Annotated in this window: 18 protein-coding genes and 2 tRNA genes; 7 read left to right on the top strand and 13 right to left on the bottom strand. The window is 39.7% G+C overall.

The window, feature by feature from the left end:
• Positions 1-12: 12 nt before the first annotated feature.
• The 3 genes from IPM34_11105 to IPM34_11115 all read right to left on the bottom strand — a co-directional run bounded on the left by IPM34_11105 (position 13) and on the right by IPM34_11115 (position 2,586).
• The gene (locus IPM34_11105; GenBank protein ID MBK8956089.1) at positions 13-1,200 is read right to left on the bottom strand and encodes an aminotransferase class I/II-fold pyridoxal phosphate-dependent enzyme; all 1,188 of its coding nucleotides are present in this window, start codon (positions 1,198-1,200) and stop codon (positions 13-15) included.
• A 199-nt stretch (positions 1,201-1,399) separates the two neighbouring features.
• Complete coding sequence (locus IPM34_11110; GenBank protein ID MBK8956090.1) at positions 1,400-2,071, bottom strand: hypothetical protein; 672 nt, start codon at positions 2,069-2,071, stop codon at positions 1,400-1,402.
• A 137-nt stretch (positions 2,072-2,208) separates the two neighbouring features.
• Positions 2,209-2,586 carry a phosphatase PAP2 family protein gene (locus tag IPM34_11115; GenBank protein MBK8956091.1) on the bottom strand — a complete coding sequence of 126 codons (378 nt, stop codon included), beginning with the start codon at positions 2,584-2,586 and terminating at the stop codon, positions 2,209-2,211.
• Between the two features lie 648 nt (positions 2,587-3,234).
• Between IPM34_11115 and IPM34_11120 the strand changes: the two genes are divergently transcribed.
• Both IPM34_11120 and IPM34_11125 read left to right on the top strand, forming a co-directional pair.
• Positions 3,235-4,182, top strand: coding sequence for a transporter (locus IPM34_11120; protein MBK8956092.1), 948 nt, complete (start codon positions 3,235-3,237; stop codon positions 4,180-4,182).
• Positions 4,179-5,720 carry a phosphatase PAP2 family protein gene (locus tag IPM34_11125; GenBank protein ID MBK8956093.1) on the top strand — a complete coding sequence of 514 codons (1,542 nt, stop codon included), beginning with the start codon at positions 4,179-4,181 and terminating at the stop codon, positions 5,718-5,720. Before IPM34_11120 ends, IPM34_11125 begins: the two co-directional genes overlap by 4 nt.
• Positions 5,721-6,198: 478 nt before the next feature.
• Here IPM34_11125 and IPM34_11130 read toward each other — a convergent pair whose 3' ends face one another.
• Both IPM34_11130 and IPM34_11135 read right to left on the bottom strand, forming a co-directional pair.
• Positions 6,199-7,344: a T9SS type A sorting domain-containing protein gene (locus IPM34_11130; protein MBK8956094.1), complete on the bottom strand. Its 1,146-nt coding sequence runs from the start codon at positions 7,342-7,344 to the stop codon at positions 6,199-6,201.
• A 175-nt stretch (positions 7,345-7,519) separates the two neighbouring features.
• Entirely contained in the window at positions 7,520-9,751 is a 2,232-nt protein-coding gene (locus tag IPM34_11135; GenBank protein MBK8956095.1) for a hypothetical protein, read from the bottom strand.
• Positions 9,752-10,054: 303 nt separating this feature from the next.
• On the opposite strand from IPM34_11135, the gene IPM34_11140 reads away from it, so the two are divergent.
• Positions 10,055-11,158: a hypothetical protein gene (locus IPM34_11140; GenBank protein ID MBK8956096.1), complete on the top strand. Its 1,104-nt coding sequence runs from the start codon at positions 10,055-10,057 to the stop codon at positions 11,156-11,158.
• A gap of 96 nt (positions 11,159-11,254) precedes the next feature.
• Here the strand turns inward: IPM34_11140 and IPM34_11145 are convergent, their stop codons facing one another.
• A complete protein-coding gene (locus IPM34_11145; GenBank protein ID MBK8956097.1) occupies positions 11,255-12,937 on the bottom strand; it encodes a PKD domain-containing protein in 1,683 nt (560 codons plus the stop codon).
• 1,625 nt (positions 12,938-14,562) lie between these two features.
• A tRNA-Pro gene (locus IPM34_11150) sits at positions 14,563-14,637 on the bottom strand.
• An 8-nt stretch (positions 14,638-14,645) separates the two neighbouring features.
• Here IPM34_11150 and IPM34_11155 point away from each other — a divergent pair.
• Positions 14,646-14,795, top strand: coding sequence for a hypothetical protein (locus tag IPM34_11155; protein ID MBK8956098.1), 150 nt, complete (start codon positions 14,646-14,648; stop codon positions 14,793-14,795).
• Positions 14,796-14,804: 9 nt separating this feature from the next.
• Here IPM34_11155 and IPM34_11160 read toward each other — a convergent pair whose 3' ends face one another.
• The 6 genes from IPM34_11160 to mqnE all read right to left on the bottom strand — a co-directional run bounded on the left by IPM34_11160 (position 14,805) and on the right by mqnE (position 19,846).
• Positions 14,805-15,158, bottom strand: coding sequence for a four helix bundle protein (locus IPM34_11160; GenBank protein ID MBK8956099.1), 354 nt, complete (start codon positions 15,156-15,158; stop codon positions 14,805-14,807).
• A 102-nt stretch (positions 15,159-15,260) separates the two neighbouring features.
• Positions 15,261-15,349: transfer RNA gene (locus IPM34_11165), tRNA-Ser, on the bottom strand.
• Between the two features lie 370 nt (positions 15,350-15,719).
• On the bottom strand, positions 15,720-17,144 hold the full coding sequence (dnaA, locus tag IPM34_11170; GenBank protein MBK8956100.1) for a chromosomal replication initiator protein DnaA: 1,425 nt from the start codon (positions 17,142-17,144) through the stop codon (positions 15,720-15,722).
• A gap of 172 nt (positions 17,145-17,316) precedes the next feature.
• Positions 17,317-18,066: a menaquinone biosynthesis protein gene (locus IPM34_11175; protein MBK8956101.1), complete on the bottom strand. Its 750-nt coding sequence runs from the start codon at positions 18,064-18,066 to the stop codon at positions 17,317-17,319.
• Positions 18,066-18,689 (bottom strand): histidine phosphatase family protein, encoded by a 624-nt coding sequence (locus tag IPM34_11180; protein MBK8956102.1) that lies wholly within the window; start codon positions 18,687-18,689, stop codon positions 18,066-18,068. Before IPM34_11180 ends, IPM34_11175 begins: the two co-directional genes overlap by 1 nt.
• 8 nt (positions 18,690-18,697) lie before the next feature.
• Entirely contained in the window at positions 18,698-19,846 is a 1,149-nt protein-coding gene (mqnE, locus tag IPM34_11185) for an aminofutalosine synthase MqnE (GenBank protein MBK8956103.1), read from the bottom strand.
• 122 nt (positions 19,847-19,968) lie between these two features.
• On the opposite strand from mqnE, the gene IPM34_11190 reads away from it, so the two are divergent.
• The 3 genes from IPM34_11190 (at position 19,969) to IPM34_11200 (ending at position 25,394) form a co-directional block, all read left to right on the top strand.
• Positions 19,969-20,865 (top strand): glycosyltransferase family 2 protein, encoded by an 897-nt coding sequence (locus IPM34_11190; protein MBK8956104.1) that lies wholly within the window; start codon positions 19,969-19,971, stop codon positions 20,863-20,865.
• A 95-nt stretch (positions 20,866-20,960) separates the two neighbouring features.
• Positions 20,961-23,783 (top strand): TonB-dependent receptor, encoded by a 2,823-nt coding sequence (locus IPM34_11195; GenBank protein MBK8956105.1) that lies wholly within the window; start codon positions 20,961-20,963, stop codon positions 23,781-23,783.
• Positions 23,784-23,804: 21 nt separating this feature from the next.
• Positions 23,805-25,394 (top strand): T9SS type A sorting domain-containing protein, encoded by a 1,590-nt coding sequence (locus tag IPM34_11200; GenBank protein MBK8956106.1) that lies wholly within the window; start codon positions 23,805-23,807, stop codon positions 25,392-25,394.
• Positions 25,395-25,573: the final 179 nt, after the last annotated feature.

Consider the following 25,573-nt stretch of genomic DNA (forward strand, 5'->3'; position numbering starts at 1 on the left):
TGCTCGAAATAATTAGACTACGCCCAGAGCCTTGGCATGATCGAAAATCTTGTTAAGCGCAAAATCGATCTGGGCATGTGTATGGGTTGCCATTACAGAAAATCTGATCAGGGCAGAATCTGCACTGGTTGCAGGTGAAACTACCGGATTGATAAAAACTCCATCGTCGTATAGGTTTTTAGCAATGGTATAGGTCTTCTGGTCGTCTCTAATGTAGATGGGTATGATTGGGGTTTCGGCTTTACCCACATCCAATCCCATGCTTTTTAGTTTGCTGATGGAATAATGTGTATTTTCCCATAATCTGCCAAGCAACTCTGGTTGTTCTTCCATGATATCCAATGCTGTTAAAACAGCAGCGACTGATGCTGGTTGCAGACCGGCGCTAAAGAGCAATGCACGTGAGGTGTGTTTGATGAGATTGATGAGTTCCTTGTCGCCGGAAACAAAACCACCTAAAGCTGCAAGCGATTTGCTAAAAGTACCTGTGATGATATCAACCTGATCGGTAATTCCAAAATGCGAGGAGGTTCCACTTCCATTTTTGCCCAATACACCTATAGCATGTGCATCGTCGACCATGATCATGGCTCCATGACTTCTGGCCACTCTGGTAATGTCAGGAAGGGGCGCAATATCCCCATCCATGCTAAAAATACCTTCGGTGACCACAATTTTGAAAGCCTCCGGATCAATCTTGGAAAGTATCTTGCCCAACGAATCCACATCGTTGTGCTCAAATTTTAATTTTTTGGCATGCGATAAAGTAGCGCTTTCAATAATAGATGCATGGCTAAGTTTATCCATGATCAAAAAACTGGAGCGATCTAACAAGGGTGGTAAAGCGCCAAGATTCGCCTGAAATCCGGTACTAAAAACAGCTGTATCTTCCTTGCCCAAATATTCTGATAGGCGCTCTTCGAGCTCGCGGTGAATTCCGAGATTCCCGTTGAGCAAGCGCGACCCGGAAACCCCTGTACCATATTTTTCGATAGCTTGAATAGCCGCAGCTTTGACGCGTGGGTGGGTGGTAAGGCCCAGATAAGAATTGGATCCAAACATGAGGATCTTCCGTCCGTTTTCACACATTTCAGTATCCTGAGCTGAATGTAACTCCCTGTAAAACAGATATATCTGGTGATCTTTTAGGAAATTTACCTGGCTGGAAATCGAACTAACCTTGCGCTCAAGAGAACTCATTTCATCGTCTTATTTGAATCAGCAAAGATAATCAGTTATTAACAATTGACAAATAAATGCAAATTTAAGTAGTTATTGTACTTACATATAAAATAATATTATTATGTTTAAAATCTACATTTTTAAAAGATAATATATTTATATTTTATTTAATATTACTGGATTGCTTGAATAACACGATGCAAAATGCAGTCAGCATCTATGCTATTAAAGTTTTGCTCAACGGCAAATGGAGTTTTTTCCAGAGGTAACTCGTCGCCTGATAAGCAAACCAGGCCATAGGGACTGCCCCGATCACATCGATCGTATAGTGACAATGTTGGACAAGCAGCAGGCCTGCCATAAGAACAGTAAAAAAGATCAAAATTCGTTGAATTTTCAATTGCTTTCTAAATACCAGACAGTATAAGGTCAATGTTGCCGTATGTCCGCTGAAAAATAAATCCTTCAATTTGGGATGCTCCAGATAGACATAGGTAATCAGGAGCGGATCGTGCAAAGAAATGATCTCATGGGGTGGTTCCAGAGGTGTAAAGTACAGACAAGTTGCCCGGATGAGGTTCATGCATAAAAACAAATGTGCCGTAAAAAGTACCGCCCATGGACTTTGAAGACAATAAAGAATGACCAGCACGGCCCCTGCATAAATGACAAAGAAAATATAGTCCGACATGTCTCTTGGAGAAATCATATTGAGAATCGCGTCATCAAGTCTGCAGCCCTCCCTGGATTCAATAAATTCGAGATAATTTCCAATATTGAAAATAAAGAGCATGGCTGCAATGAGGGTAGATATGGCTACAATCCAAAATTTGCCATCTAAGCTGGCTTGTTTCCACTTCTCCTGAATCGTTTTTAAATAGGATTGCAAAAGTTTTAAATTTAAATTCTGAACCGAATTTCTGCACAAAGAAAGAAAGGCTTGCCGATATATTCAGAGAATTTAATCCTTTCACCCTAACCGTGTTATCATCCCTGGAATCATAATTGGTTTTCTGAATATTTTATTCAAGGAATTACCGGTTGATCCGTAGCACGAATTTTTCGTTCGTATACATACCAGGTCAAAGTTGAAATTCCCAATCCAATAAAAGCCCCTGCCAAAACATCCCGTAAAAAATGTTCAAACAAGTAGACCCTTGAAAATGCGGTTATGATGGCAAGTACCGCAAAACAAAATTGAACGAATACATTTCGGAATTGAAATGCAAGCAAAGCAAACAACATGAATGCAGCAGCACTATGCCCGGATGGAAATGTGTTTAATCGCGAGATATGTACTCCGTCTACAAGGTTCAGATAGGGATACAATTCATTGAAATGCTCCAGGGGTCTGGGCAGTCCTTTGAACAACACATGTTTTAATAAAGAACAAATTACCGACACGAATAAATAGCTAATAAAGATCTTGTTAGAGAGCCTGTTATAAAATGGCCTAATTAAAAAACCGACTAAAATTATAAGTAAACCGTCCCCCAGAACCGTAACATACTTGAAGAACCGGTCATAATATTCATTATTAAATTTGTTTAATTCCAATGATATCTCATCGAAAGAGTACGGTATATGTATAAGTGCGCCAGAGGCAAAGAACAGTAAAACAGGGAAATAAAAGCCGGTTGATTTAGGGACCATAGATTACAAATAAATCATAGTGTAAATTAAAGTAATATTATTAGCAAAAAACAATTTATTTATGATAGATAAAAAAGCTGATCCCGGTATAAAAGTGTCAGAATAAAAGTCAACCATTCGGGAATGTCGCTAATTGCCCAATAAATGAAATCCCTGATGCCTATTTCAAGTTCATATTAAAATTCCAATACATGCAAATATAACGAATCCCTTGAACAATCAATTTTGGTTTTGTCCATAAATAATACAGTTTTATCAATTTCTTTACATGGCTTAAGTAATTTCCACTTTTGCGAAGTTGCCGAATTCTACTTTTGACGCTTCTGAAACCCAACATGGTTACTTCAACTAACAAATGTTAGATTTTAGACTTTCGAATTATTTAAAACACAAAACACAATGATCAGCAAGTTCAAACAACTCAAGCTTTTATTTCTCCTGGTAGTTTGCATGAGTGGAATGCAAGTCTCCAGCCAGACTCCAACAGATGCCATTATGATGGAGAGATCTCAATTCTGTGCTGCCCTGACGTATGGACAAGACAATTGGGATGAATACTGGGAAGGAACTTTACTAAGAGTAAATGGAAATATCGGAACGCTCGAAAAGCAAACGATCGGATTGATGGTGGCAGCAGGAATCATAAACCGTTTAAATCTCATAGTCTCATTACCCTACATTAAAACGAATGCTACAGCAGGCCAGATGAAAGGGGTTAACGGACTACAGGATTTTGGAATCTGGGCTAAATACCAGGTATTTGACCGCGAAACAGCAAATGGAATTTTCACCATCCATGGTGTTGCCGGATTCAGCACTCCTGTATCCAACTACCTGGCAGATTATGCACCCTTTAGTTTAGGTCTAGGCTGTCCCGAAGGACAAGGCAGACTGACCTTCCAGCATAAGTTCAACATGGGTTTGTATGCCCGCGTGAGCGGAGCTTATCTGGTGAGGGGTAATACAACCATAGAACGGGATTTTTATTATGCAGGGAAACCCTATTATTCTGACAAAGTCGATGTTCCCAATGCCAGCCAGATGACCGGAACTCTGGGTTGCTGGCTATTTAATAACAATTTAAAATTAGAAGGTTCCTACGACATTTTTAATACATCGAAAGGGGAAGACATTCGCAGGCAAGATGCCGGATTTGTTTCATATAAAATGGAAGCAAGCACAATGCAGTTTCAGGCACAATATTATACGCCACATGTGACTGGGCTTGGTGTATTTGTCAATTACTATCAAGTTTTAGATGGGAGAAATATAGGTAAATCAACGGGATTTACAGCAGGCCTCACTTATCAATTTTCTGTTTCAAATTCAAATCCTACAAATCAATGAAAAATTTTAAAATCATATTACTAACATTTGTTAGTTTCATTCTGATATTCAATGCGTGCGAAGAAGATTTTCCAAACTACATTGAATACAATTCCTATTCTTGGTCCGGGTTGGATATCACCGCAGGAGATTGGAGGCCCGTTTTGCTCAACAGCAATGAACAAATTGTAATTCCACAGCCAACGGATATACAATCGGATGCGTACAAAGCGGAATTGGCACAGTTAAAATCAACTGTAGCTTCATTAACTGGCGCTCAGCGCGAAGCGATAAACTACTGGACGAACAATCCCATCATCCGCTGGAATGAAATTTCAAGGGAATTGGCGGCCAAGTACAACTTAACACCGGCTCCGAATGCCGATGGAACATACCCTGGACCCAATCCAGCCACTCCAGATAAATATCCATTATTTCCTTTTTCTCATCCTCCATATTCTTGCAGAGCTTTTGCTTATTTGGCCGTTTCCCAATTTGATGCTCTGATTTCCGGTTGGCATTATAAATATAAATTCAACCGGCCAGCCATTTCATCAACCGATGCCAGCATTCCGCAAGCATTCCCAACAAATGCTTTGCCTTCCTACCCTTCAGATGCTGCTATTGTTGCTTCTGTCTCACAAGCCATCCTGACTGCTTTATTTCCCCTGGAAAAATCGTATTTGGAAGAACGGGCAAACGAAGCAAGGAATGTTGCATTGTGGTCAGGTGTAAATGTTCAAAGCGACATAGATGCCGGAAAAATTCTCGGCGAAGAAGTAGCAAAAATTTCATTAGCCCGTGCTAAAACCGACGGGATGTCTGCTGCACAAACTCCAAAACCAATTTCTGATTCCATTAAACAACTAGCTTTCAATACGTTCGGCTGGTCATGGACGAATCAGGAAACGCCCATACGCCCTGTAGGAATAACACCATTATTTGGAAAAGTTAAAACATGGGCCGTCGCTGATGTTACCGCCATAAGACCTCCTGTACCTCCAAAACCAGGCTCGGCTGAATTCGAAGTTGCGGCCAAGGAATTGCGTGACATTTCGGAAAACTTAACTTCTGAACAAAGGAAAATTGCAAATTGGTGGGCTGATGGATTGAATACATATACCCCACCTGGTCACTGGAACCGATTTGCATGCGATCAGCTCATCGAAAGTCAAGTTAATCCGGTAAGAAGTGCCAGGACTTTGGCTTATCTGAACATGGGAATCATGGATGCAGGCATAGCTTGCTGGGATTCAAAATATTACTACCATTATCCCAGGCCTATTGAAGTTATATCCGGTTATAAGACGATTTTAGGTACACCAAATTTCCCTAGTTACACCTCAGGACATGCGACTTTTTCTTCAGCAGCTTCAGAAATTTTGTCCTATTTATATCCTGTTAGCGCTGCAAAATTTAATAATTATGCGATAGAAGCTTCTGATTCGCGTATTTATGCCGGAATCCATTTTAGATTTGATGCCACTGAAGGATTAATTCAAGGAAAAAAAGTTGCTGCTGCGGTTATCGACATAGCCAAAGTCGATGGTGCAAATTGATTTTTAATAAATTGAAAGAAGCATAAATAAGTTTTTTGGATGTAACAAATTCATTTATTTCAAAGAGCATAAAAGCCGGTTAAGTAATCGGCTTTTATCTTTAATACCTGTATCAGAGTATTTGCCATCACACAAGTCCACCATTGCATTGGAATGTCATGGTAACAAATTTAAAAAAGAAATCAGAATGTAAATTCTCCGATATATAATCTGACAAAAATAAATCTGAAAAGAATTTAAAAATCAAAATACGTCATTTCTGCTATTGCCTATTGATATGAGTGGAGGAGTTGCGCTTGCATATTTGCAAAAATGTTTCCACAAGCATACTAACCAAATTCCAGGATCTTTCGAATATCACTGTACAACTGAATTCATCGGTATTTCAAAGCCACCAATCACATCAGGTTGAAGAAAGCCGGCATTTTCTGCGATGACCAGATGCTGAATTCATTTGATGATTTGGATCGCCCATGTACTAATGTAAAATCATCAATTTTACGGGTTGCCTCCCCTTGATATGCAAAAGATACATCCCCTTTATGAAATGATCCAGTTGAATGATTTCCTTTTCATCACGAACTTCTTTGCGCAAGATCAATTGATTCATCAGATCGTAAATGGAAATCTCTACCGGGAAAATGGACCGAGGTTCATTGAGTTGGATATAATCAAGAGCAGGATTGGGAAAAATGCTGGCCGTTTCCGTTTCGCTTTGATTTTGAGTTGAGGTTACATTACAGGCACATGGAATTTTCTCAGTACTGATCACAAGATTGTCAAAATAACGCTCTTGTTCAACCGGCGAACCAGCATTCCAGTAATTCTCAAAAAAGATGGCATTGATGTGCAGATTATTGGGGTTATCATTCCAGGTGCTGTGCCAATCCAGATTGGTCGAAGACGCCTGCAGCGTATCGTTGATCCAAAATTCAAAAACTCCATCCTTGAGTCCGGGCGTATTTAATTTGACATGGCCAACAATACAATACCATTTTGCAGAATTTTCTGATTGGTAAAGTGGAATATTACCCGCTTTAAATCCCAGCCACCGCAGATTGGCAAAATCATTGTATTTCGTTGCTTTCAATTTTCCATCGGTACCAATTCCCGTTGCAGGATCCATGCCAAGGTAGTGGTCATTGGGGCCTCCCGACCAAAGGTGGGCCATCATGCCTTGCGCCCAATTGCTGTTGGCCAGACACATGGCTCTGCTTAACTTTGCAGGTCCGCCACCTACCCACCCATCCTGAGATTTAACATCCATTCTCCAAAAAATTTCAGTAAAAGATTCACCGGGATGTGCTGCATTTCTGCCAATATAACTATCGGGTGTTTTGCCGAAGGATTTGGAAAGAGAACCCGCACCAACTTCGCCCTTCTGCCATTTTACGCGCATTCCGTAACTTAAATCGCGCCCAACATTCTCTAAGCGTATAAAATCTCCACCATTATGATTGTATTCAAAATACTTTTGACTCATGGGTATATCCTCTTCAAAGTCATCACACCAGATGGTACCCGGAGGAGCCTGTTTACAGCTGAAGCATTGCGCAAGGAGCGGACTTGAGCCATAAAGCACAAATCCATAAATGCAATAAATTCCTAAAGATGAAAAATTCATTACGTGTTGATTTGTTGCCAATTAAAATGAAATTTACAACAATTTATGAATAGCTAAAGAATGACCACACCCAGACTAAAAAATAAATGTGATAACACTACTTATCCTTACATTTCAAGTTAGTCCCATCCGTTTACCTGTGCGTAGTAATGCTTCGATGTATATTACATGTGAATCAATCCATAATACAAACTCTTCTAACTTCTGAAAATCCATCAATATTCACTTGCAGAAAATAGATGCCCGCTTGTAAGGGCGAATGGATTTCGAGATGGTGAACTCCAGATTCACAAGGAATGCGATCATTCCTCACCACTCTTCCGTATAGATCGTACCAGGAATAGTGCACCGTTGCGTTGATATTTCCATTTATGGAAAGAAGGCTCTTGCCTTTAGAGGAAATCAATGTCGGTGTGTTTACTTCAAAATGTATAGAACCTGTGCCATCTGAAATTCTGATTCGCCTTTCAAAGTCATTTTTCGGATAATCCGGACTGGCAATTTTCGCAAAATAAAAATCAATACAAGTCGTATCTCGTAAGGTGCAATTATTATGGGTCACAGACCATTCAAAGCAATAATAGCCATAATTAAAAACGGATACCCTCGTCCGGGGATTCATGGGCTCAAAAAGGTGCACATTATAGGGACCGCTTATCAATTTCCAAATTCCATTGGAGTCAGCTTTGGCATCCAAATAAGCCGTGAGCCCCCTTTGTTTAAAATCATCACCAGCTATCTTTCGTTCTAAAACGACGTCGATACATTTTTCGCAACTCCTTCCGCAATCCACATTGTAAGAAGCACAAATCCTTCCCGTATCACCTGCATTTAAATTCCAGGCCACCTTTACCAATTGACTATCGGGATTCGAGAGAATTTGTCCTCCATCTACCGTCCAATTATAAAAATTTACAGGAGTTTGAATGGAACCATCCATCCAATAATCACCCACAGGATCGAAACAATACACCTTGGTACCGGCGATTGGGAAACATTCAGGAATCACATTTCCTTCGTCGATCGATTCATAAAAAGTCCTGGTACAAATAGAAGATTCATTACCTATGCTCGTCGTCACCGCTACCTTTAAAATATATTCATCTGAAACTGCTTGAACTAACAGACGTTCGTCATTACTAATAATATGGGTAGAATCTTTTTTGGAATACCAACTATAATCGAACTCATAGGTTTCACCGGCATTGCATGGTTTTTTAATCGTGATATTGGGTACCAATTCAACCATAGTTCCCAAACAATTTACGGCCCAGGAAGGAGCGTAATCTACATTTATAGCCGTGAGCAGGATCGAACTATCGCATTTATAGGGAGCAGATGTTTTCTGAAGGGTAATTTCCTTAAAAGACAAGCAGGGATTGTGTTTCTTGCCAAGGATATCAATATACGGACTGTTATCGCAGGTAATGTAATAGACGATTTCTGGTTGCGGCTTATCCAGTACTTTAAATTGGACAATTGAATCATACTTGCAGCATTTCGCATCTGATAAGGTCTGCCGGTATTCTCCTGAAGTATAAATGGTCTGATTAAACCATTTGTAACCCTTAGGATAAGCAGCTTCATAGCAAATATTGCGGGTCACTCCGTATCGTTCAGCTGATTTTCTGACTCTTATTGTTGCGCATTGGGTTTCTTGTGAACAAACAATAAAATCTTTTGGACTTAATAACTCTTGTGTTACACAAATCTCAAAATCTCCCTCTTTAGGCAAATCAAGATAGGTGTGCCTTTCAGAATTAATATAGCTACCATCTAAAGTCCAAAGATAACGTACATGACAGTCATCATTTTTTTCATCGACATAAAAATGATAACTACAATAGCCCAAACATGCATCAATGACTCTGGTTGGTTCATTATTTATGAATCCCAAAGGAGACAAAGTTGCCACTCCCCCTCCGACCGTTGATATTGTAAAATCACATACATCTCCATTGCATCCGTCTACCCATAAGTAGTAGCTTACACATTTTTGCAAACTTGCACTGATCATTGCTGACCCACCTGGCGATACACAAGGTACCGACTTACAGCCAACAGAATGCCCGCAATTACAACCCTGTAATAATCCAAATTCCAGCCCCTGATTGTTGGCGCAAGAACCTGTATTTAAAGTGACCGACACATTTCCACTATTTCCCGTAAAACCCCACCAGACTGTGTTCTCCGCTGCCCCACCCTGAGAACAAACCGGCGAGCAGTGGCCCGGAATAGCCCCTGCATTCGAACAAGCTAACCCATTGAGTTCATCCAACGCACACAAAACCGTTGCTGCACTGCAGGATTGTGCACTGGGTGGGGAGCATTGGGCATTGACTGATGATACAGAGATACAGAAAAAAAGGCATAACATTGCAGCCTTGGCCGTACATGGAAGCTTCATTATCTTGAGAGCGGTCCAATTCCAATTTCGCTGCCTGAAGCTCTGTATAATTATGGATTAAAACCCATTGGTTATAAAGATTTTAGCACTAACTCATTCAGCCAACAGTAGCTTTTAATTTTCGTAAAACTACAATCTTGTATTAGACACTCCGGGCTTTTATCATATGTGATGGACCAGAACGCTTTAATTTTATTTACAAATGAATCCCGGTAAAACGAGCATTCATCACATTTAACAAAAAGCTGCTTACAAACTCATCTTTCAAACGTTTTCCGTAAATCAAACAATAAAGACCAAATTATGCTCAGTAAAATTAACAAGCGGGTGTTCACTGTGCTTCTTCATTTATTAATTCTCATTACTGGAGTTGCTCAGAAGAATTACATCTATGTTTCCGATGCCGGAAATTTTCAGTCTCCTCCCTGGCAGATTTTGAGATTTGACGAAAATGGACAAAATGGAATTGTATTTACAAAAGAACAACTCAACTGGCCGCAGGATATTTTATTCCTCGAGCACAAGAACGAAGCTTTAATATCTAATTTCCAAAGCCTTTCCATTTCGCGACATGACGCCTCCACTGGAAACTTTCTGAATGTGTTTGCTTACAATATTGGGGGCCCGACACGTATGAAAATTGGCAAAGACGGACTGCTTTATGTTTTGCAATGGTCTGGAAACGGAAAAGTCAAACGGTATGATCTGGAAGGAAATTGGATTGATGACTTCACTAAAACAGCTGTACCTACAAGTATAGGAATTGATTGGGATAGTTCAGGAAATTTATACGTTTCATCTTATTCCAGCAAATACGTCGAAAAATTTAACGCAGACGGGGAATCTCTTGGTAAATTCATAGCGAGTGGACTAAGCGGTCCGACCAACATAGAATTTGATGAAGACGGCAATCTGCTTGTCTTAGATTACGATGCAGGAGTCGTCAGAAAATTTGATAAAAACGGAAATAAAATAAACGATTTAACCACAGGAGTTGGGCAATGCGAAGGATTGCATCTGATGCAAAATGGCAATTTCCTGGTTGGTGTTGGCTCGAAATCAAGCATAAAAGAGTACAATAAAAACGGACAATTTATAAAGGACGTAGTACTTCAGGGCAACCTTGGGCTCAAAACACCTAATGCCGTGGTTGTTCGCCCTGTCTCAACCAAAACCATCAACCCTAAATACTCGAATGCTTGGCTATACTCCTGTTCTGGAAATGAATGCACACCAAACAAAGAGCTCATTCAGTCGATAGAGTCCGTCGAAATCTACAATTCAACAGGTCAATTGGTCCAGAAATTAAAACCGGACCAAAGTTTCAGCAAAGATTCTCCTGAGCAAATTCTAATAGCGGTGGGTATCAATGGTGACGGGAAAATTCTTCATCAAATAATTCTGTAGCAAATCTGTTATCACAAAACAATAAACTCCATGAAATAACTCTTCACACCATCCTTGAATCCCGGAATAATGTCATCGTAAAAGCGTTTATTATTATTAATCTTTTGTAAACTGTGCATAAATCCTGGCTTTCGCCCAATCAATATTAACAAGACTATATTTAGGTACGACATTACCATTGGGTAGCTTTGTTTTTAGAATAGCGGAAGTATTCACAAAATGCTGTTGAGCTGAAATTCCGCTGACATCGATGTTCATTTGCTCAGAATTTCTTTCAGATATAGGCAAATTTTTAAACTCCACATTACTTTCATAGATAGCTTGATCATTTTCCCAGTAATAGTATCCTTTTAATGCAATTAGCTGCTTCAGATCTGCTGATATTTGTCCCTCTAATTTCTGTTTGTAAAAAATTGTTGCATCTCCATAATCAAATTCGGCAATAAATTTTAACCCATTCCAATTCAATATGGGAAGTGCATAAAACGCTGGTACATTAGAATAGCTTAATGTGCCCTCATAATGTCCATCATCAAAATAAAATGGCTTATCACCTGCTTTATTTCCAACAAATAAAATATCAAGTCGCTCATAATTATCTTCTTTCACCTGTACTTTAATGTTTGCTTTTCCAAAGTCCCTTGAATTGACCACATCATAAACTTCAACATTCACAGTGTAATCACCTGGCATCGAATATTTATATGACATCAAAGTATCGTTATAAACTGTTTTTTTATTACCATTTCCAAAATCCCATAATAATCGGGCTCCATCTGGTATGGTTCCATTAGACCTGACATAAAATTGCACCTCTTCACCTACAGAAAATTCCGTTTGATCTGCTTCCAGCCAAATTTTCTGCACTTCAATTTTATAATAATGGAAACCAATCCACATATCAGAATTATTAAAACGTTCGCCCATAATATTTACGCCAATTAAATTATCGGTCGGCTGAAGAAGTTTTAGAGATTCTGCCGGGTCTTGTACATCCCATTCTTTTGTTTGTGGATTGAGATAGTGAAGAATTTCAGAAAATCTTATAGTATCGGCTGTTTCATCAGCTTCAACTGTGATAAAAAATTCATCAAATGGCAAATTATTTATTTCTCCATTAAATGCTTCCTGCAGTTTAATTTTTTGAAACCGAACATCTATTGGATTTGCATAAACTTCATAGCTTGGAAATAATTCTTTTGCAATGCTGTGATCTCCTGTTTTTAAAAACAATGCGTCCACTTGTTTCTTAGAAACAACTGTAGAAAGTGGGATATGAAATATTTTTCTAAATTCATAATAACGATTTTCTTCAATAGCCTGGGCGTTTTCTGCTGACACATAGGGTAAAAATTTATTTTCAATCAAATTGTATTTCATTAAACCAAGATTATCAGGATAATTTGGATCGTAAATCTGAATATGGACTTCATCTCCTACAAATTCAAATGATGTTGCAACAACCATATGTGAATAATTTGAATTCACTGCATTCCCAACAAACATTAATTGAGGATCCCGATTAAAAAATAATGAATAAGCCATACTCCAAAAATTATCTTCATCCGAACTTGTAAAATTTGCCAAAAACACTTCTGAAAATGCACCATTCCAAGTTTCATCGAATAGAGATTGCAGTGCACTTGCAAACCGAAGTCCATCCGCATCATCGTCAGAAAGCATTGGAGTCTGAAACCAATAACCATGGTTATCAAAATGTTCTTTTAGTAGCAAACTGGTCTTTCGGTCTTGATAATAATATGATGCTCCTATTGACATGCCGGCACAATTTCCAACACTGGACCATGTTCCTCTATTTGCAAATGACCATCCATTTACGGCGGGTTTAAAGTAACTTTCAAAAAATCCTCCAAATTGAATAAGCTCCTTTTCAAAGGAACCGACTACAATCAGAGAAAAATGGCGCACTGCCACTGTGATGATCCCATCTTTATAAGAAATGATCGGAATACTTTCCAAGTGGCCTGTGGACCTGTCAAAATAAAAAGGTGCAAGTTTTTCACTTGTGTTTGCTGATGTATGGATCGTCAAATACATAACTTTATTTGCATAATCCCCGCCGTTTTCAATTTCAATGAGGGGAGTCACTGGATTAAAAACTGAACCAAACTCATGGGATTGAATTTCATAATAAGAAATTACAAATTCTTTATCGTTATTATAACTGTCTTCGCGTACCCGTATCGTCATATTATCAACAGGAGTATTTGGTGCATTTACTTCCAGTAAAGCACCATTCTTGGGAACCCATTGCCTAAAAACTTCTTTCCGGGGTCCAGTCTTTATTTTGGTAAAATTTTGATTGTCATCATCATCCTTACTACAAGAAATAAAAAAACCAAATACAAATAATAATACCAGATTTATGAAACTTTTCAAAAATGCGAAACTTGAATTCATCACTAAAAATTTAATTAATAAAAAATAACATCGTTCTTTACTCTTACAAATTTCTGATAAAGACACTCTTAATTTAAACGTCTTAAATCATCGGATAAAATGATTTTCATCAGAACTCCAGGTTTTAGAATTGAATGCATGTTCATTCTTATCTGCGATGAATTTGATTCAATGTGGTGTTGATGTATGTAGCCTTAAATTTCGAATTGGCAATACTTTGGAAAATGCTAATATAGTTCCCTGGGGTGCTCTGCCAGCAGTCAGTCTTGGAACCAGGAACGTTTTGATTACACCGATTCAACACTTCAAAAAAAAAAAAAAAAAAAAAGAAGAAGAATGTCCTTTCGAACATCCCTCTTTAATTTCCGGGGCACCACCCCATCAATACTGATGGGGGAATCTGGGACCCTGGCTCCCTTGCCAGTATGAGCCTTCCACAAAATCTCTTAAAAAATAAAAAGGGAATGATCTTTTCATCATTCCCTTTTGTCGGGGCACCACCCCATCAATACTGATGGGGGAATCTGGGACCCTGGCTCCCTTGCCAGTATGAGCCTTCCACAAAATCTCTTAAAAAATAAAAAGGGAATGATCTTTTCATCATTCCCTTTTGTCGGGGCACCACCCCATCAATACTGATGGGGGAACCTGGGACCCTGGCTCCTTCGGCGCCATTCTCTCTCCAGTACTCCTTCTAAAAAGAAAAAGGGAATGATCGCATGACCATTCCCTTTTGTCGGGGCACCACCCCATCAATACTGATGGGGGAACCTGGGACCCTGGCTCCTTTGTCAGTATGAGCCTTCCACAAAATTTCTTAAAAAATAAAAAGGGAATGATCTTTTCATCATTCCCTTTTGTCGGGGCACCACCCCATCAGTACTGATGGGGGAACCTGGGACCTTGGCGCCTTCGGCGCCATACTCTCTCCAGTACTCCTTCTAAAAAGAAAAAGGGAATGATCGCATGACCATTCCCTTTTGTCGGGGCACCAGGATTCGAACCTGGGACCCCCTGCTCCCAAAGCAGGTGCGCTAACCGGACTGCGCTACGCCCCGAATTCAGCATGAGTGTGGGTGTGGGTGTGGGTGTGGATTTGAGTGTGAGTGTGGATTTGGGTGTGAGTGTGGATTTGAGTGTGAGTGTGGATTTGAGTGTGAGTGTGGATTTGAGTGTGGGTGTGAGTGTGATTATTCAATATTCCTTTTCGGATTGAGGGATTATCTCAATCCTCTTTTACATTGCGGTACATTCCCAGCAACATCTTAGAAATCTGTTCGTAAGACTGATAAAAATCGTCAAACAAATCATCATCTATCATTTTCATTCCTTTCAGCACATCCAGAATTGCCACACACTCAAAAGCTGACGATCTGGAGACAGTAAAAAAATGTTTTTTTTCCTTTGGACTAAAACGACCCGTGCCCTCTGCAAGGTTCAGCTGAATGCTTAAAGTTGCCCTTTTAAGTTCGTCAATCAGGTATTTATCATTCAACGAGCCGGCAAAGATATACTTTAATACCTTTTGGTTGGTACTCTTGATGAGCTGATAAATTTCTAACTTCTCAAAATCAAACATTCAATCACTTTATAATCAAATAAATAATTTCCAATCGCTCTCTTCCACACACCCACACTCACACCCACACTCACACCCACACTCACACCCACACTGGATTCGCGGTGAGGGAGGGATTCGAACCCTCGGTACCCCTTTCGAAGTACGACGGTTTAGCAAACCGTTGGTTTCAGCCACTCACCCACCTCACCTGCAAAGTCCTTTATCATCAACGCCTGTTTATTTCAGACGCAATATTTTTCTCATCGCCTTTGAACCTCGTTAAACTCCCCTATTTCTAACTGCACTGATTTCTAAACATTTACCGGATTCCATACACCCACACTCACTCACACCCACACTCACTCAAACTCACCCACACTCACCCCATGCTGGATTCCTCACCCCCGCCTGACTGACGCCAGTCGGGCAGGCATGCTGGATTCCACACCTTCAAAGTCCTTAATCTTTCTAAAGCCCTCAATTTCTTTTCAGATTCTGCTAAAATGGGGCAAGCCATTTTAACTAATAATCAAGGATTTACAAAAATTTAAATCAAAAACGGACGCAAAAATAGGAAATCTATTTTATCCTTTGGCTTTTATGGATCTTCTTTTGTACGACTTCGGCAATTTCTGTGAAAATCGGGTCAGAATCTAACAGGTATTTGGCCATATTGCAGGAATAAAGCACGGTTGCGTGATCTTTTCCTCCAAAAAATTCTCCTATTTGTTTTAATGATTTCTGAGTCATTTGTTTTGAAAAATACATGGCCATTTGTCTGGCAAGAACCACATGCCGCTGCCGCCCCTTACCAACCAGCCTTTCGATGGGTATTTTATATTGATCAGCAACAATTTTAGCAATGGTCTCGACCGACAATTCCTGGTTGACCTGGTTCACAAAACTGTGAACCACTTCTTTGGCAAGCTCCAGATCAATTTTCTTGAAATTCAAGGAAGATTGGGCAATCATAGACACCAATGCCCCTTCGAGTTCGCGAATATTGGATTTGATATTCTGACACAGATACTCCATAACATTTTCGGGAAGATGCTGTTGGTTTTGATCCAACTTGGCCAGCAAAATAGCCATCCTGGTTTCAAAATCAGGCGAACTAAGGTCAGCACTTAATCCCCATTTGAATCTGCTTACGAGGCGCTCTTCGATATCCTGAAGATCTTTAGGAGGCCGGTCAGAACTCAATACGATCTGTTTACCACTCTGATGCAACTGGTTGAACAAATGGAAAAAGATTTCCTGAGTTCCGGATTTTCCGGCAAAAAATTGAATATCGTCAAGCAGTAAAACATCGAGGTTCTGATAAAAATTGGAGAACTCAGATACACTATTGTTCTTTACAGCAAGAATAAACTGATTTGTAAATTTTTCAGCATTCGTATAAATGATATTCTTTTCTGGAAAATTTTGCAATACTCCGTTTCCAATAGCTTGTACCAAATGGGTCTTTCCCAATCCCACCGATCCGTAAATGACCAGCGGATTAAACATATTGCCTGGTTTCTGAGTGATGTGCAGTCCAGCCTGCCTTGCTACCCGATTACAACTTCCTTCGATGAAATTTTCGAAACTGTATTTTGGAGACAAGTTCGAATCGATCTTTAGTTTTCTGATCCCCGGAATGACAAACGGATTAGCAATGGCTCCCGGATCATTCAATCCTTCCTTCTCCGATTTTGATTGTTTTTTATGAAAGCCCGGTTTGTTATGATCTTCAACCAAAATCTGATACTCCAATTTCCCCTGATCTCCCAATTCCTTGCGAACTGAATTGCGGAGTAAAGTCAAAAAATTGCTTTCAATCCATTCGTAAAAAAATTTATTGGGAACCTGAATGGTCAACGCATGACCCACTAACCGGATGGGAACAATCGGTTCAAACCACTTTCTAAAATTATCTTTGGTCACAGCATTCCGGATGAGGTCGAGAATATTATTCCAGACCACAATGGGATCGGTGGTGCTATGTTGTAAAGTTGTTTTCAATATCACTGTTTCGGAGACAGGGAAAAGGATTGCAAATTTGCAAAAATTCCAATGACTCTTCCGATTCTTACATAAAAATTTTTTATTTTATTAACCATTGAAAATTTGCCATTTAAATATAATGTTAATGCATTATTTATAAAGATTTGATTTATAGAGTTTAGAATAAAACTCAATTCTGCATTGGATTCCGGAATCCCGCCAATTTCAAAAACGCTTCGATCGCTTTTCGCTTTTGTTCAGTCAAATCGTAGGAAATGCAATCTTTAAAGTAAGAGCTCAATATTTCGGCAGGTATGTTGTATTGGTTAAAATCTTCGTTAACTAAAAAATAGTTCAAGTCTTCAGCGAAAGCCTGAGTTAATGCAGTTTCAAATACTTCATCAATTTTGAATTTGGAAACCCAAATCGCAAACACAAAAGGCAGTCCTGTAAATTTATTCCATTCTAATCCAAGATCCATAGAATACTTATACTGATGCTCAGATACAAAAACTTCATCGCCAATAATGACCCTTGCAGTCTTCAATCGAATTTCCTGATCCTTATTATTTTTTATAAGAATCCCGTTCCATTTCCAATAATTCTCTACGAGAATTTTAAGCAAAATATTGGAAGTGCGCGATGCATCGCTCAGTACAATTTGTTCAATTTCATCAAATTTATAATTACTAAAAAGTCTGACAGTCTTCACAGCAGAATTCGAACCAATACAATAGGGTGTAATGCCGTATAATTTTTCAAAATCGCAAAGTGCACCCACAGGTAGCAATGCAATATCTACAAAATCATTTTTCAATAAACCTGCGCATTCGGATGGAAGTGCGCGCTCCCAATTCAATAAACCTCTTTGCTCCAATCGATCCAATGCATAACTGAAAGGGAGGGAATTCAGATATTTTACAGAAGCCAGTTTGTACATCAAATCAGAATCTTGGGCTGAAGATGATCGCAATTATTCTCAGAAAGTATTTTCCAACCTCTCCGGTTCCAACCTACGATATATAAACAAGTATTTTGATGGCCTATCATTTCCATAGAACTCAAGGGCTGACTCCCTATCAAACACATCATAGCTCTGAGTGTTCTGCCATGCGTTGCAATCAATGCAGTTGTAAAATTTTCTGCCTGAACATGATCCAGAAATGATTGGATGCGAACTCCCAAATCCCATGCGGATTCACCTCCTTCGGGTTTATCGCTGTAAATTCCGTTGGACCATGATCGAATGATGCGGTGGTATTTTTCCATCAGTTCGGGCTCACCGCATTTTCCTTCGTGTTCACCCCAGCAAATTTCATCAATGCGTTCATCCCTTACAACAGACAGATCTTCTCTTTCAAATGCCGCAATTGTTTGATAGGTTCTCACTTGAGTAGAAGCCCATAACCTGTCAAATGTAATATGTTTGTATTCATTAAAAAAAGACAAGGCTTGAGAATTTCCTGTTTCATTCAAATGCGAGTTTATGCTTCGGCCTTGTACTATGCCAGACAAATTATAATCTGTTTCGCCATGTCTCAATATATAAAGTAATTTATCCATGGTTATGTTTATGATTGTACAGGCAAGGCATAATATTTCATTGCCGATGGTCCTGCAATGTCCGCCGAAGTAAACTCTTTAAGTTCATTGTAAATTGAATCGCGTTCAATAGCCCGTCTGTTAACCTGCAAGATCAAATTGACAATTTCGTCCGTGGTCATGTTTGGATTTTGTTCTTCTGAACCTGCCATTGAATAAATTTTCGTGGAATCATCTATCGTACCGTCTATATCGTCCACTCCAAATGCTAAAGATAACTGTGCATAATCTCTTCCAAGCATGGGCCAATAGGATTTGATATGATCAAAATTATCGAGAAATATCCGTGAAACTGCATAATTTTTTAAATCATCCATCAAACTAACTTCTTCCAGATGAGACATCTCGTTGTTTTTATTTCTGAATTTTAATGGAATGAATGTTTGAAAGCCCATGGTTTGATCTTGAAGTTCGCGTAAGCGTTGCATATGATCGACGCGATGTGCATAAGTCTCTATATGACCATATAAAATAGTGGCATTTGATTTCATTCCTAATGCATGCCAGATCCGGTGAATGGAAAGCCATTCATCTGAAGAACACTTCCCACCTGCAATTTTCTTCCGGATCTCTTCGTCAAAAATCTCTGCACCTCCTCCCGGCATGGAGTCCACACCGGCTTCTTTGATCATCTTGAGTCCTTCGGCATAATCCACTTTAGCCTTCTTAAAAATATAATGGTATTCAACAGGAGTTAAAGCTTTTATATGAATTTCAGGGCGATGTTTTTTAATAGCCTGAAAAAAATTGATGTAAAATTCAAGGTCGTATTTTGGCATGACCCCGCCGACAATATGGACCTCGGTCACGGGCTTGGAATCAAAAGATTTAAATTGATCCATCATTTCTTCCAAGCTGTACTCCCACCCTTCTTCTCTTTTCTTTATCAATCTGGAATAGGAACAGAAACTACAGGTGTAAAGGCAAACATTTGTGGGCTCAATATGGAAATTCCGGTTAAAATAGGTTTTGTCGCCATGTTTCGCCTCACGGACCGAATTCGCGAGCATCGCCAGATAACTCAGATCATCGCATTCGAATAATGCCAAACATTCTTCGGGGCTGATCCTCGATCCGGCCAATACCTTATCACCAATGCTTTCAAGTTTGATCTGCATATATTTTAGTTACTCAAAGGAGCTGAATTCAGTCAGCTTCAAAATTACAACAACAAAATCCATGCTTGGTTGCTTAACCTGGTCAGAATAGAAATCCCCTGATTTTCGTTAGTTTTGCAAACGTGCTTTCAATACTGATCCCCACTTTTCGTAGCGATGTTCGGGCGCTGGTAGCAGCTTTGCACCGTCAAGCCATGAATTTGAATGTTCCGTTCGAGATCATTGTATTAGACGATGCATCGGGAGAACCCTGGAATCAATTAAACGGGTCGATCCAGACCTGGGATCATTGTATCCTGAAAACCAATACTTCAAATGTCGGCCGGGCAGCTGCAAGAAATATACTTGCACATGCCGCAAATTATCCCTGGTTGATTTATCTCGATGCGGATGTGCAGATTAAAAATCCGAGTTTTCTACTCAGGTATCTGGAAGTCATACAAACCAGCACGGCAAAAGTTATCTATGGCTCATGCACGTATCCTTTAGAAAAACCCAAAGACCCCGCCTACAGATTGCACTGGATGTATGGAACTAAAATTGAAAACCCGGATGTTCGTTTTAGAAAACTGGATCCTTACAAAACTTTTCACACGGTAAATTTTGCAGTAGAGAAAAAAATTCTTCTCGAATTTCCTTTTTACAATGTTATTACAACTTATGGCTATGAAGATCAGTTGTGGGCATCTGTTTTAAAACTACAAAAAATTGACATTCTTCACATCGACAACCCGGTCGTCCATCTGGGTATTCATCCTACGCGTCAGTTTTTAAGAAACACGGTTTCAGCAGTAAGAAATCTGATTCGCATCAACAAATACAATCCTGTTCAAATGCAGACCAGCTTATCCAAAGTGGGTGGTTTCCTATTGAAATTTCGTTTGGATCGATTGGTTTTCTTCCTCTACAAAAAGTTTGAGAAAAAAATAATAAAGAATCTGCGCAGTGAAAATCCAAATCTTTTACACCTCCAGACATTTAAACTCGGAATCTATCTTCGGTTTTGGAACAAAAGTTAAGAAAGATATTTTGTTAATAAATCTTATATAATTTCCATGGCACTCGTTAACTTGCATTGAATTCGGGTATCCCAATCAAAAACGAACAAAGCAGGATGAAACCAAAAAAGAACATATTGCATAATATTTTAATGTATTTATGTTTTGTTATCAGTATTTCACAACAATTAAATGCCCAAAATACCCTGATCGGCGTACTAAAAGATGCGAAATCAGGTGAGCCTCTAATAGGAGCGACTGTTCTGATCAAAGGAACGGCCCAGGGCACTACAACGGATTTCAATGGACAGTTTCTATTAAAATTTGATCAAGCCTTGCCAGTTACTCTCGAATGCCGGTATAGCGGATATGCGTCAAAAATGATTGAGATGTCTGCCACATCCAAAAACCTGATTATTGAGATGGAAGAGGAGAGTGTCATGATCGATGTTGTTGAAATCAGCGGACAGCGCATCAGCGACAAACAAAAATCATCTCCCCTGACGGTTGAATCCATGGATCTCATAGCCATCCGTGAAACTCCAAGTGCAAGTTTTTACGATGGCCTGGGTTCTCTGAAGGACGTAGATCTGACAACGGCAAGCCTTGGATTCACGATTATAAATACACGAGGCTTTAACAGTACCAGTCCGGTGCGCTCCCTTCAAATCATCGATGGTGTCGACAATCAATCTCCCGGACTCAATTTTTCTTTGGGAAATTTTCTGGGCTCTTGCGAACTGGATGTAAATAAAGTTGATCTCATCGTGGGCGCCAGTTCGGCTTTTTACGGTCCCAACGCGTTCAATGGGGTAATAAGTATGGAAACCAAAAACCCCTTTATCCAAAAAGGATTGAGTTTTCAACTCAAAGCCGGTGAACGAAATTTATTAGATGCCTGTTTGAGGTGGGCCGATGCTTTTAAAAATAAAAACGGACAGGAATTCTTTGCTTATAAATTGAATTTATTTTATTTGACCGCCAATGATTGGGAAGCTGATAACAAGGATGCGGTTTACAATTCAATTTCATCCATCGACAATCCCGGTGGATACGATGCCGTCAATACCTATGGCGATGAATATCAGGCCGAGTTTGATTACCGGAATGCAATCATTACATATCCCGGACTAAATATTTTTCACAGAAGAGGATACCGGGAAAAAGATCTCGTCGACTATAAATCAACCAACTTTAAGACCAATGCTGCGTTTCACTTTAGATTAAAGCCCAGCCTCAGCTATGCCTCCCCCGAACTCATCCTTTCATCAAGCGCTGGAGGAGGATCGACCGTTTACCAGGGTGACAACAGGTACAGTCTGAAAAACATAAGTTTTTTTCAGCACCGAATTGAATTACAAAAAAGAGAAAAATACTTTCTTCGGTTTTATGCTACCCATGAAAATTCAGGCGATTCTTACGATCCCTATTTCACCGCTCTCAAACTCCAACAAGCAGCCAGCGATAATTTTAATTGGGTAACAGCATACAGCAATTACTGGACTTTAAACGTGGTTCCTAAAATAAATTCTAAAGACGGATATCCTAAAATTCTGGATTATCTGGGTCGTCCCAATGAATACAAGGCTGCTGTCAATACATTTTTGTTTGGTTTGCAGGACTCCCTTAGCTATTGGCAAAGTCTTGCACAGATATTTGCTAATACAGGAAATTCACAATTGCGAACCAACTCTTATTTTGAACCGGGCACAGCAGATTTTCAACGGGAATTCGACGACATTACTTCCCGGATTTCCTTTTCTGAAGGAGGCACAAAATTTTACGACAGATCCGCACTGGTGCACGGGCACGGTGAATATATTTTTACAGACCTGGTCCAATCTTCTGGGATCAATGATCTCGATGTAGTGATTGGTGCCAGCGGACGCATGTATTATCCCGATTCAAAGGGTTCCATTTTATTAGACACCGGTACAGCCAACATCAATACTTACGAATATGGTTTTTATGCCGGCTCCAACCTGAGTTTCCTGAACAACAACATGCGTTTTAACTTTACCGGAAGAATTGACAAACACGAGAATTTTGAATATTTATTTTCTCCGGCGGCCTCAATTGTTTACCAACCATCCAAAAACAATTATTTCAGAATTTCTTTTTCATCGGCCATTCGCAATCCCACCCTCTCCGACCAATATCTTCACTACAATGTAGGACGTGCCGTATTACTAGGAAATATCAATGGGATCAACGATTTAATTACTGTAAACTCATTTGTCGATTTTCTGAATAGTGGAATACGCGACACACTCGAATATTTCAATGTTCCGGCAATCAGACCAGAGAAAGTTAAAACCATTGAGATCGGATACCGTTCGACTTTATTCAATTGCCTTTATGCTGATTTGGGTTATTACTATAGCAAGTACGAAGATTTTATTGGATATCAAATCGGCATTGATGCATTTATTCCACAGGGCAGCGCACTTCCCACCAGCGTTCAGGCATACCGCGTGAGTGCGAATGCGCGTGACAAAGTAACTACCCAAGGCTTTTCAGTTGGATTGAATTATTTTTTTAATCAACTTTATCAACTCAAAGGAAATTACAGCTGGAATGTATTGAACACACAAACAGATGATCCCATTATTCCGGCTTTTAATACACCCGAGCACAAATACAATGTTGGACTCAGCGGAAGGGATCTTGAAATTTTAGGCATTAAAAATTTGGGATTCAGCATCAATTACAAATGGATCAAAGGATTCATTTTTGAAGGTTCTCCTCAGTTTACAGGTTTCATTCCAACTTACAGTCTGACCGACGCACAATTGAACTGGAACTGGAAATCGCAAAATACTACGTTTAAAATCGGAGCGTCCAATGTATTCAATCAAAAAAGTTATCAAACTTATGGCGGACCGCTTATTGGAAGATTAGCATACATCAGCATTCTTTATGAACTCAGAAAAAATTAATTAAACCATAAAATTTCAACTATGAAAAAATTTTACTTCTTATTATTTCTCTTTGTCATAGCATTTCAGTTCTCTTGGGCACAGAGAAGATATCTGGATCCCATGTTTCCTGTATTAAGGACCGCAGACGTGGTTTATGGTAAAAATATTTCTATCATTACCGGAATGCCTGCTACTGAAGACCTGAAAGCAGATATTTACACTCCTGCCGGTGACAGTAAAACAGACAGACCTCTCGTCCTGATTGCCCATACCGGTAGTTTTCTGCCACCTTTGTACAATGGACAGATCACAGGTGCCAGAACAGATTCAACGGTTGTAAATACTGCGGCATATCTTGCCTCCAGAGGTTTCGTGGTAGCCGCATATACCTATCGATTGGGATGGCTGCCAACATCACCTGACCAAAATGCAAGAACAGGCTCCCTGTTACAAGCTGCATATAGAGGCATACAGGACACCCGAAGCTGCATTCGCTACTTTAAAGAATCTGTGGCTGAATACAACAATCCTTATGGCATTGATCCTTCAAAAATCTGTGTATGGGGTATAGGTACAGGAGGATATCTTGCTCTGGGTTCCGGCAGTTTAAATGACTTTGGGGAAGTTACATTGCCTAAATTCATCAACACACAAACTTTACTTCCATTTATTGACAGTACGCTGATGGGCAATATGTATGGGACGACACAAACTCCCCTATGTCTGCCAAATCATCCCAACTACAGCTCTAACTTTCAGTTAAGTGTAAATCTGGGTGGAGCTTTGGGCGATTCTTCCTGGCTCGATGGAGAAGATATTGAACCGGCATATACCGGGGTTCATTGTACAAATGACTTTTTTGCTCCTTACTACGAAGGTCCGGTCATTGTTCCTACTACAAATCAATTTGTGATTTATGCAACGGGGACGAGAAAATGCATTGAAGTTGCTAACAATCTTGGAAGCAACGATATTTTAAAAAATGTAGATCCTCTGCTCGATGTGATGAAAAGTGGAATCGATGCACAAAAAGCAACACAAACGATTCTGCCTTTGACTATGCAAAATATTCTGCTTGGCACCGATAATTTTTATGGTTTCGAGACCCCATTAATCTATAATGGCAGAGTTACTCCGCAAGGTTCTCCCTGGGAATGGTGGGATCTAAACACCTTGCGGGTTATCGTTCAAATCGTGAATGCACAACGAGGTACCAATTTCAATGCAGATACCTTACATCTTAATGGATTAGCAACAAATCCGGATATGAGCGCTGACAAAGGAAGAGCATACCTCGATACTACGTTCAGACTTGTATTACCCAGAATGTGCGTTGCCCTTGATCTGGGCTGTCAGGCAGTTGGTCTAAAAGAAGTGGAAGCACATGAAATAGGACTCTCCATTTCACCGGTGCCCGCTGTTCATCAGTTAAGATTTGAGACATCTAACGATCAACCCATGCAATCTATTCACGTATATGACATCCATGGCAAGCTGGTCAAAGCACATACGGATATTAACTCCAATACCTTTGTGATGCCACGTAATCAACTCCAGGCAGGATTTTACATCAGTCAAATCAGGACCAGGGATCATATTGTAACAAAACAGATACTTATACAAGACTAACAAAAACTGAATTTAAATATGAGGAGGTCACCGTTGTGTGGCCTCTTTTTTTTTACACACAGTCAGCGGAATTGTAAATCGATGCGGAACGAGGCTTTTAGGCGTGGAGGCGTTTAGGCGTGGAGGCGTGGAGGCGTGGAGGCGTGGAGGCATTTAGGCGTGGAGGCTTTTAGGCGTGG

The sequence above is a fragment of the Saprospiraceae bacterium genome (assembly GCA_016716185.1).
In the GTDB taxonomy this organism is placed as follows: domain Bacteria; phylum Bacteroidota; class Bacteroidia; order Chitinophagales; family Saprospiraceae; genus Vicinibacter.